General features: G+C 69.1%; 9 protein-coding genes. 6 read left to right on the top strand and 3 right to left on the bottom strand.

Annotated elements, in window-relative coordinates:
- Positions 1–894, bottom strand: an 894-nt coding sequence (locus V7E09_RS05530; RefSeq protein ID WP_324511580.1) for a mechanosensitive ion channel family protein, incomplete at its 3' end; no start/stop codon positions are given.
- A 181-nt stretch (positions 895–1075) separates the two neighbouring features.
- Between V7E09_RS05530 and V7E09_RS05525 the strand changes: the two genes are divergently transcribed.
- Positions 1076–2029 (top strand): L-lactate dehydrogenase, encoded by a 954-nt coding sequence (locus V7E09_RS05525; RefSeq protein ID WP_324511581.1) that lies wholly within the window; start codon positions 1076–1078, stop codon positions 2027–2029.
- 194 nt (positions 2030–2223) lie between these two features.
- On the opposite strand, the gene V7E09_RS05520 is transcribed toward V7E09_RS05525, so the two are convergent.
- Positions 2224–2970 (bottom strand): alpha/beta fold hydrolase, encoded by a 747-nt coding sequence (locus V7E09_RS05520; RefSeq protein WP_324511582.1) that lies wholly within the window; start codon positions 2968–2970, stop codon positions 2224–2226.
- 153 nt (positions 2971–3123) lie between these two features.
- On the opposite strand from V7E09_RS05520, the gene nagA reads away from it, so the two are divergent.
- Together nagA and V7E09_RS05510 are read left to right on the top strand one after the other, a co-directional pair.
- Positions 3124–4242 (top strand): N-acetylglucosamine-6-phosphate deacetylase, encoded by a 1119-nt coding sequence (gene nagA / locus V7E09_RS05515; protein ID WP_324511583.1) that lies wholly within the window; start codon positions 3124–3126, stop codon positions 4240–4242.
- A 291-nt stretch (positions 4243–4533) separates the two neighbouring features.
- Positions 4534–5076, top strand: coding sequence for a hypothetical protein (locus V7E09_RS05510; RefSeq protein ID WP_324511584.1), 543 nt, complete (start codon positions 4534–4536; stop codon positions 5074–5076).
- Between the two features lie 172 nt (positions 5077–5248).
- On the opposite strand, the gene V7E09_RS05505 is transcribed toward V7E09_RS05510, so the two are convergent.
- Positions 5249–6049 carry an SIR2 family NAD-dependent protein deacylase gene (locus V7E09_RS05505; protein WP_324523126.1) on the bottom strand — a complete coding sequence of 267 codons (801 nt, stop codon included), beginning with the start codon at positions 6047–6049 and terminating at the stop codon, positions 5249–5251.
- A gap of 190 nt (positions 6050–6239) precedes the next feature.
- On the opposite strand from V7E09_RS05505, the gene V7E09_RS05500 reads away from it, so the two are divergent.
- From V7E09_RS05500 to V7E09_RS05490, 3 genes are all read left to right on the top strand, one after another.
- Positions 6240–7097: a polysaccharide deacetylase family protein gene (locus V7E09_RS05500; RefSeq protein ID WP_324511586.1), complete on the top strand. Its 858-nt coding sequence runs from the start codon at positions 6240–6242 to the stop codon at positions 7095–7097.
- A 448-nt stretch (positions 7098–7545) separates the two neighbouring features.
- On the top strand, positions 7546–8721 hold the full coding sequence (locus V7E09_RS05495) for an LLM class flavin-dependent oxidoreductase (RefSeq protein WP_324511587.1): 1176 nt from the start codon (positions 7546–7548) through the stop codon (positions 8719–8721).
- Complete coding sequence (locus V7E09_RS05490; RefSeq protein ID WP_324511588.1) at positions 8721–9320, top strand: CE1759 family FMN reductase; 600 nt, start codon at positions 8721–8723, stop codon at positions 9318–9320. The genes V7E09_RS05495 and V7E09_RS05490 overlap by 1 nt, the downstream gene beginning before the upstream one ends.
- The last annotated feature ends 76 nt before the right edge of the window (positions 9321–9396 follow it).

Here is a 9396-nt window from a genome sequence, read left to right as displayed (position 1 = left end):
CGGCGGCGTGGGCTGCGTCGTGGCGATCATCTCCGGGGGAGCGGCGCGGATACCGGCCCGCTGCAGTTCGGACAACGACGTCGCCAGCAGGTCGCGTTGCACGGCCCACTGCTGATCGGGGGCGGTCTTGGCGAGGATCGTCAGTGTGATCACGCCCGGCGTCACCTTGTTGACGCCGAGCACCGAGGGCTTCTCCAGCAGGACGTCTGCGTACTGCTCGTCAGCGAAGACCTTATCGACGACCGTGCCGAGCACGTCGATCGCCCGGGTCGTGTTCTGGTTCGGCGCGATGGGAATGTCGATCGTCGCCGTGGACCAGCCCTGGCTGCGATTGCCGACCCGGGTGATCTCACCGTTGCGGACGAACCAGACCTCCCCCGAGGAGTCCACGAGCTTGGTGATCCGCAACCCCACCTCCTGCACCGTGCCGACGACCTCTCCGGTGTCGATCAGGTCTCCCACGCCGAACTGGTCCTCGAAGATCATGAGGATGCCGGAGATGTAGTCCTTCACCAGGGATTGCGCTCCGAAGGCGAGCGCGACACCGCCGATGCCGGACGCCGCCAGCACGGGTTCCAGCGGGACGCCGAGGATCCGCAGGATGGTCAAGATGACCAGGACGACGAGCACGATGTCGACGGCGTTGCTGAGCACCGACCCGACCGTCTTGACGCGGGCCTCGTGGCGTCCGTTGAGGGCACCGGACAGCTTGCCGAGGAACCGGTTGGTTGCGGGGGACGACGTGGGCTCGGGGATGTCCCCGGCCTTGATGGAGGCGCGTACCCCGGTGCGGATCGCGCGGCGCAGAAGGAACCGGCCCACGATCGCGACCAGCAGCACGACACCGATCTCGATGGCCGTTCCTGGCCAGGTCGCGGTGATGAGGGGCGTCATGCCTCCATTGTTGCCGACCGGCGGCGACGCGGTGCGCTCGCTCGGATGGGCTCGTGGCTTCGGGACGCCACGACGACACCGGTCCGGACGCGGGAAGATGGTGGGGGCGTTGCCTCACGCGCCCGTCTCCGCCGTCCGCATTGACTGATCCCGACCCCGACCCCACAGGAAAAGGTGCCTCATGACCGCGATCGAGAACTCCAAGCTGACGGTCGTCGGCGCTGGCAGTGTCGGCACGTCCATCGCCTATGCCAGCCTGATCCGTGGCGCTGCCCGCCACATCGCGCTGTACGACATCGCCGCCGAGAAGGTGGAGGCCGAGGTGCTCGACTTGGCGCACGGCACCCAGTTCGTGGGGGACACGGACCTGTCGGGTGGCAGCGACCTGAGCGTGGCCGAGGGCTCCCAGGTGGTCGTCGTCACCGCGGGAGCCAAGCAGCGTCCGGGCCAGTCGCGCCTCGACCTTGCCGCCACGAACGCGGGCATCGTCCGCGATCTGATGCCGAAGCTGGTGCAGGCGGCCCCGGACGCCATTTTCGTGATCGTGACCAACCCGTGTGACGTGCTGACGGTCATCGCCCAAGAGGTGAGCGGGCTGCCGCTGGAGCGGGTGTTCGCGTCCGGGACGATGCTGGATACGTCCCGGCTGCGGTGGGCGCTGGGGCAGCGCGTCGGCGTGTCGACCTCGTCGGTGCACGCGTCCATCGTGGGCGAGCACGGGGACAGCGAGTTCCCGCTGTGGTCGAGTGCCACCATCGGCAACGTGCCGCTGCTGGATTGGCGGGACGCCGATCGTCCGCCGCTGACCCGGGCCGAACTCGACCAGATCGCATTCAACGTCCGCAACGCCGCCTACCGGGTTATCAAGGGCAAGGGCGCCACGAACTATGCGGTCGGGTTGTCGACGACGCGCGTGGTGGAGGCGATCGTCGGTGACCAGCGGGCGGTGCTTCCCGTGAGCTGCGTCCTGGATGACTTCCGTGGGGTGTCCGGGGTGGCCTTGTCGGTGCCGTCCATCGTGGACGCGTCGGGTGCGGTCCCGATCAAGCAGACGCGCTTCGACGACGAGGAATGGGCCTCCTTCGAGGCGTCGGCGTTGCAGATGCGCACGGTCGCAGCCGACTTGGGCTACTGACCCCACCCGCCGAGGACTGAGGCTGACCCCGCCGAGGACTGAGCCCAAGTCCGCCGAGGACTGAGGTTGGACGCACCGAGGACTGAGCCCAAGTCCGCCGAGGACTGGGGCTGGACGAACCGAGGACTGAGGGGAGTCACGTCTAAGACCGGAGCAGCGCCAGTCGAGGACGGCGCCCGGCAAGAACGTGAGGCTCAGGCTCGCGCGGGCTGGCCGGACTCGGCGTCGGCGGTCATCGTCACGAGAGCATCGTCGAGCACGGCGTTGAAGGTGTCCGGGCGCATCGCTGTCACCAGGTGCGAGGCCCGGGGGACCACGGTGAACCGGGCCTCGGGAGCCCAACGACGAAACGCCGACTCGTGCAGCCGCAACTGGTCGAACTGGCCGTTGACGAACCAGGCGGGAACCTTCAGATCTTGCACGGCAGCTCGCAGATCGAGTGCCGCCAGGCTGGCCAAGGCGGCGTCCTGGGCGTCGAGAGCGTAGCCACCGGCGGCGAAGTCCCCACGTGTGTCCTCGGGGAGCGTCGCGGCCAGCATCAGCCGGGTCAGCCCCAGGCCGCGTCCGGGTAGGCGGTCGACGACGCGCAAGATGACGCGGTAGGCGGCGAGGCCGATGCCCCGCGGTAGCGATGTGCATGAGGCAGCGACCAGCCCCGCAATCGGCGCCGAAGGGGTCGTCCCGGCATAAGCCGTGGCGAGGATGCCGCCCATCGAATGCCCCACCAGCAGCACCGGCCCCTCCGCTGCGGCGTCCTGGACGGCGGCGTCGATGGTGGCGAGCGCGCCCTCCAGGGTGAACGCCTCGTCCATGCGGGTGCCGTGACCGGGGAGGTCGACGCTTCGGACGCCGACACCGGACGCCTGGAGGTGGGTGGCCTGGCGTCGCCACATCGTCCCGGATGTGCGGATTCCATGCACGAAGACGACCTGGGCGCTCATAGGGCCAGCGTAGGTCGCGGCCGCCCGGGTCACCATCGGACCGCGGTCTCGGGATCCCCTCCTGTGGGGGCCTCATGAAGTCGGACCCGGACTACGCTTCGCACCAGCGGGGCGGACCTGTCCCGGATCTGCAGCCCACCAGGAGGACGGCCCATGTTGCGAGTGCGTGCCGCGCGAGTGTTCACCGGAACTCAGATGCTCACCCCGGGCGAACTGGTCCTCGAAGGCGAGGCTGTCGTCGCGGTCGGTGCCCCGGAGGAGGGGCCTGGCGAGGTCGTGGATCTTGGGGACGTGACGTTGGCGCCCGGCTACGTCGACGTCCACGATCACGGCGGCGGCGGGGCTGCGTTCGCGGATGATCCGGCGACGGCCGCCGCGCTGCACCGGAGCCATGGGACCACGGCGGTGGTCGCGTCCCTGGTCACGCAGTCGCTGGACGAACTCGAGGCGCAGATTCGACGGCTGGCCCCGCTGGTGGACGCGGGGGACCTGCTCGGCATCCATCTCGAGGGTCCCTGGTTGAGCCCCGACTACAAGGGCGCTCACCCCGTGGACAAGCTCCGCGACCCCATGCGCGCCGACGTCGAGCGGCTGCTGGACGCGGGGCGGGGGACGGTCCGGATGGTCACGATTGCGCCGGAGCGCGCCGGTGCGCTGGAGGCGATCGCCGCGATCGTCGACCGCGGAGCCGTCGCGGCGATCGGGCACACCGCGGCCACGTATGAGCAGACGCTGGCTGCCATCGACGCGGGGGCGACGGGGGCGACCCACCTGTTCAACGCCATGCCCGGGCTGAAGCATCGCGAGCCTGGTCCGGTGCTGGCGCTGCTAGAGGACATGCGCGTGTGGCCGGAGCTCATCGCGGACGGCGTCCACCTGCGTCCCGAACTGGTGGCGTGGGTGATGCAGGTGAATGACCGTGTGGTTCTGGTGACGGATGCCATGGCGGCGACCGGCTGCGCGGATGGGGCCTACGTGCTGGGGGACCTGCCCGTCGAGGTGACGGACGGGGTGGCGCACATCGCGGGGACGAACACGATTGCGGGCTCCACGCTGACCCTGGATCGGGCAGTCGCCCACGTGATTGCCGCGGGTGTCGCGCCGGAAGTCGCCCTGCAGGCGGCCACCAGTCGTCCGGCGCGCTACCTGGGCCTGGCGCCCGTGGGCACCTTCGCGCCCGGCACCCGTGCGGACGCCGTCGTCCTGGATGCCGCGTGGTCCGTGCAGCGCGTCCTGTACCGGGGCAGTTGGTTGGACGCTCCTTCCTCCTGAACGCGCAACGCTGGCCCATCCCGCCGAGGACTGAGGCTCTGTTCGCTGAGGACTGGGCTTGGGCTCGCCGAGGACTGAGGCTCTGCCCGCCGAGGACTGGCCTTGGGGCCGCCGAGGACTGAACCTCAGCCCGCCGAGGTCTCGGGGCTGACGAGCGAGGACTGGCGTCGAAGGCGTCGGGGGCCCCATCCCCGACGCGGGCGGGCTGTCCGGCGTCCTCGGAGGCCTCTCGGACGCGGACCGAGACCCTGGACTGACGCCGAGGACGCCCCAGCATGGTCCAATGACTGAGTGCACGTTTTGTCTCGGATCACGTTGGCCACGGCGACGCTGCTCGTGGCCGCGGGGGCGGTCTACGTGATGCAGCCCCAACCGCCGCTTCCCGCATCAACCCCGGAGCGGCAGGCGGCTCCGCCGACAGCGACCGGCGCGCCGGTGTTGACGCAACGCAAGGGCGAGTGGTCGCCCACCTGTCAGTCGTCGGGACAGCCGCTCATCGACTTTTCGCCGGTCGATCGGGGTGCGAACAACAATCGCGTCCTGCTGACGGTCTACAACTGTTCGGATGAGAGCGTCGAACTGGCAGCCCCGAAGCTGTGGCTGGGAGGACGCGAAGGCATGACCGACTACCTCACACTGGACGCCGAGGACACCCACCTGACGGCGCTCAGTTTGCCGGGCCGTTCATCTGCCCAGGCGGTTTTGTCGTGGCAGGGCGGGGAGGACGGCGGGGTGTTGAGCGTCAGCCTGCCGGGCATCGGCGAGGGTGAACTGCACGACGACTTGGGGTTGGACTTCTCGTCTCGGGTTTGGCTCTCGGGGTGGACCCGGTGAGCTGAGCGGTCGGCCCGGGCCCGAGTCGCGACGGTTCCAACCCGAGCCTCGATGGGTCACGCCCGAGTCCTCGGCAGGTGAACCCTCAGTCCTCGGCGGACCCAGGCCCAGTCCTCGGCAGGTGAACCTCAGTCCTCGGCGGACCCAGGCCCAGTCCTCGGCGGCAAGAACCTCAGTCCTCGGCGGGGTCGGGGTGGGGGAGGTCGGGTTCGAGCGGGGTGAGTCCGCTGGTGATCTCCGGCAGGGTTTCGGCGATTGGACCTCGGATGATGGCCGTAGCCAGGTGGTCGTAGGGGGTCTCCTCGGCGTTCAGGATCACCAGTCGTGCTCCGTGTCCCACCGCGTACGGGACGAGCCCCGCCACCGGATGCACCGTCAGGGACGTGCCGATCGCCAGCACCAGGTCGGCGTGCTCGGCCAACGTGATCGCGGCGTCCAGCAGGTCGGCGGGCAACTGTTCTTCGAACAGAATCACCGTCGCACGCGTGATGCCGCCGCACACCGGGCAGCGCGGATCTGGATCGCCAGCCTCGACGCGGGCGAGCATCTCGTCCATCGGGCCTTCGGCCCCGCAATCCTCGCAGCGCCACCGACGCGCGTTCCCGTGCACCTCGAACACGATCGCCGGATCTGACCCGGCAGCCAGGTGCAGGCCGTCGGTGTTCTGCGTCACGATGCCGGCGAGTCGCCCTGAGCGTTCCACGTCGACCAGTGCGCGGTGGCCCGGGTTGGGGTGCGCGGTGCGAGCCGGCGAGGTCAGCCGCGCCTGCCAGGCCTTGCGGCGGACGCCTTCGTCGTGGAGGTAGTACGACAGCGTCGAGATCTTCTCCGCCTCGGGATCCTGGGTCCAGCGCCCTTGCGGCCCGCGGAAGTCGGGGATCCCGGACGCCGTGGACAGGCCCGCCCCCGTGACGGCCAGGACGCGGCGCGAGTCGGCCACTAGGTTCCGTGCGGTCTTCATGGCGTCAGACATGAGTCCATCCTGCACCCGCCGTCCCTCGGCCCACGGTAGCGACTCTGTCGCAGCTCGACGGCGAGAAGGGGGACGCGGCCTTGTCACCGGCGAATCCGGGCTGATCGCTCCTGATCGGCGGATAACTGGGCTTGGGTTCGGCGGGTGGTCAGGCAAGGATGGGACGGTCAATAGATCCGAGGGTGCCCCCATGTCTCTTCCCCAGGCCGCGACCCGCGCGACCATCCTTCTCGCGTCCCTGCTGCTCGCCCTGACCGCGTGCGCTCAGGTGCCGCCGAACGCTCCAGCGTCACCGTCCGCGTCCGGCGCGGATCCTTCGCCGACGCCGAGCGAGTCCCCGTCGGCGGAGCCGGTGGTGACGCCGACGTCCGTGCCGTTGATCACGGGGCTTCCCACTCCGTGGCCCTCGGATTACGTCACGGGCAAGCCGGTCGAACAGCGGCGTCCTGGCCCAGGCGAGGGACACACCGCGGGTCCCAACACGACGGATCGGATCGTGCTGACCTTCGACGACTGTCCGCGCTCGCTGGACGAGTTCAAGCAAACAGTGACGGGCGTGGAGGCATTGGGCGTCCGGGTGGTGTTGTTCGCGCTGGGGTCGTGCGTCCAGGAGGGCAAGATCGATGTGGACTTCGCCCGGCAACACGGCATGTTCGTGTATTCGCACAGTGTCTCGCACCCACAGTTCACGAAGATCTCCGATGACGCGATCCGTAAGCAGTTGAGTCCCCCGGCTGTGCAGGGCGCCTGGGTGCGTCCGCCCTATGGGGCGACCAACAAGCACGTCAAGCAGGTGATCGAGTCGTTGGGAATGAAGATCTGGCTGTGGGATTTCGACACCGAGGACTGGCGCGGCAAGCCGCAGGAGCAGGTCGTCGGTGAGGTTGTGCAGTACGCGGAGGCTGGCGACACTGTGCTGATGCACATGCAATGGCATGCGTTCAACACCCAAGCCATCGCGGAGATGAAGCAGGGCTTGGAGGCGCGGGGCCTGCAGTTGTGCCGCGTCGACGGTCCGGCGACGGCCGACGGCCCGTTCACCTGTTGAGCCGGGCGCGGTTGCCCGATTCAGCGCGGGCGACGACAGCCTCGCGACCGACGGTGTGGTGGCGCACCCGATGTTGGTGCCTGTGATTTCTGAGTAACGGTTCGTGTTGAACGGGTCGGTGATGGAGGAGTAGGCGGCGATGCAACGGGACTTCGTCCCGGTCACCTTCACCGGACCGGCGCAGTAGGCGTAGGCGTGTCTAGTTGGAGGGCCTCAAGTCTTCGGCGCTGCCACCCTCAGTCCTCGGCGACGGTGGCCTCAGTCTTCGGTGGCGGTGGCGGTGGCGGTGGCGGTGGCCTCAGCCCTCGGTGAGGTGGGGCTCAGTCCTCGGCGGACGGGGCCCGGGGCCTCGCAGGCGGGCCGTGTAGGCGGATGCCGACGTGCTGCGGGAATGGATCGGGGTGCCCGGTCGTTAGGATAGTTGAGATTTCAACTACAGGAGTGGGTTATGCAGATCGGCATCTTCACGGTCAGTGACGTCACGACCGACCCGACGACGGGCCGCACCCCGTCCGAACACGAGCGCATCAAGGCCGGCGTCGCCATCGCGAAGAAGGCCGAGGACATCGGCCTGGACGTCTTCGCCCTGGGCGAGCACCACAACGAGCCGTTCTACTCATCCTCCCCGACGACGACGCTCGGCTACATCGCCGCCCAGACCAGCCGGCTGCTGCTCTCGACGTCCACGACGCTGATCACGACCAACGACCCGGTGAAGATCGCCGAGGACTACGCCATGCTGCAGCACCTCTCCGACGGACGCGTCGACCTGATGATGGGGCGCGGCAACACCGGGCCGGTGTACCCCTGGTTCGGCAAGGACATCCGCCAGGGCGTCGCGCTGGCCGTGGAGAACTACGCGCTGCTGCGTCGGTTGTGGACCGAGGACGTCGTCGACTGGCAGGGCAAGTTCCGCACCCCGCTGCAGGGCTTCACCTCGACGCCGCGCCCCCTCGACGGCATCCCGCCGTTCGTGTGGCACGGCTCCATCCGCACCCCCGAGATCGCCGAACAGGCCGCCTACTACGGGGATGGCTTCTTCCACAACAACATCTTCTGGACGATGGACCACACCAAGCGGATGGTCGAGCTGTACCGGCGCCGCTATGAGCACTACGGGCACGGGGCCGCCGACACGGCCATCGTCGGGCTCGGCGGGCAGTTCTTCATGCGCCGCAACAGCCAGGACGCCGTCAACGAGTTTCGGCCCTACTTCGACGTGGCGCCCGTCTACGGTCACGGCCCCTCGCTGGAGGACTTCACCGCGCAGACGCCGCTCACCGTCGGCTCCCCGCAGGAGGTCCTGGAGCGGACGCTGTCCTTCCGTGACGGCGTCGGCCACTACCAGCGTCAGCTCTTCCTCATCGACCATGCCGGGTTGCCGCTGAAGACTGTCTTGGAGCAGCTCGACCTGCTCGGCGAGATCCTGCCCGACCTGCGCAAGGGCTTCGCCGAGGGGCGTCCCGCGCACATTCCGGAGGCACCCACGCACGCGTCGATGGTGGCCGCCGCCCGCGCGGCCGGGACGCTGGCGGAGGCTCACGTGCCGGTCGGTGCCGACGACGTCACCGGGCAGTCCCCCTACGAGCAAGCCGAGGCGTCGAGCTTCGCGGTGGAGGCGTGATGAGCTCCCTGGTGGTGATCAGCGCGGGCATGGGGACGCCGTCCTCGTCCCGCATGCTGGGGGACCGGCTCGCCGCCGCCACGCTGGACGCCCAGGGTGTGCGCAGCGACGTGGCCGTCCTCGAACTCCGTGACCTCGCGGTGGATCTGGCGCAGCTCTACACCTCGCACGTGCCCACCAAGGCGCTGCGGGAGGCATTCGACCTGGTCGGCACGGCGTCCGGGGTCATCGCGGTGTCGCCGGTGTTGAACGCGGGCGTCAACGGGCTGTTCAAGCTGTTCTTCGATCTGATGGACGAGGGCATCATGGCCGGGCGTCCGGTGCTGCTGGCGGCCACGGGGGGTTCGGCGCGCCACAGCCTGGCGATCGACAACGCGATGCTGCCACTGTTCTTCTACTTGAAGGCCACGGTGGCACCGATCGCGGTGTTCGCCGCCACGGACGACTGGGGTGGTGAGGATTCGGGGCTCTCGCGCCGCATCTCCGCCGCCGGTCGCGCGTTCGCAGACTTGGTCCAGGCACGCCCGGCGACGGACTACGCAGACGAGTTCGCCGACGTCCCCGACTTCGCGTCGCTCCTGGACCCCGGTTCCCTCTGACGCTCCCCGATCCCGCTCTCGTCCGGCGGCCTCACCTCGCCGAGGACTGAGGTTCGGCCCGCCGAGGACTGAGGCT

The organism is Propioniciclava sp., assembly GCF_036744435.1.
GTDB lineage: Bacteria > Actinomycetota > Actinomycetes > Propionibacteriales > Propionibacteriaceae > Propioniciclava.
Note: the sequence above shows the minus strand (reverse complement) of the source record. Positions and strands in the feature narration are given on the sequence as shown.

What these genes read in the sequence shown, in the direction of transcription:
- V7E09_RS05525 (WP_324511581.1), top strand. Translation starts at nt 1,076, where the DNA reads ATGACCGCGATCGAGAACTCCAAGCTGACGGTCGTCGGCGCTGGCAGT.
- V7E09_RS05520 (WP_324511582.1), bottom strand. Translation starts at nt 2,970, where the DNA reads ATGAGCGCCCAGGTCGTCTTCGTGCATGGAATCCGCACATCCGGGACG.
- nagA (WP_324511583.1), top strand. Translation starts at nt 3,124, where the DNA reads ATGTTGCGAGTGCGTGCCGCGCGAGTGTTCACCGGAACTCAGATGCTC.
- V7E09_RS05505 (WP_324523126.1), bottom strand. Translation starts at nt 6,049, where the DNA reads ATGTCTGACGCCATGAAGACCGCACGGAACCTAGTGGCCGACTCGCGC.
- V7E09_RS05500 (WP_324511586.1), top strand. Translation starts at nt 6,240, where the DNA reads ATGTCTCTTCCCCAGGCCGCGACCCGCGCGACCATCCTTCTCGCGTCC.
- V7E09_RS05495 (WP_324511587.1), top strand. Translation starts at nt 7,546, where the DNA reads ATGCAGATCGGCATCTTCACGGTCAGTGACGTCACGACCGACCCGACG.
- V7E09_RS05490 (WP_324511588.1), top strand. Translation starts at nt 8,721, where the DNA reads ATGAGCTCCCTGGTGGTGATCAGCGCGGGCATGGGGACGCCGTCCTCG.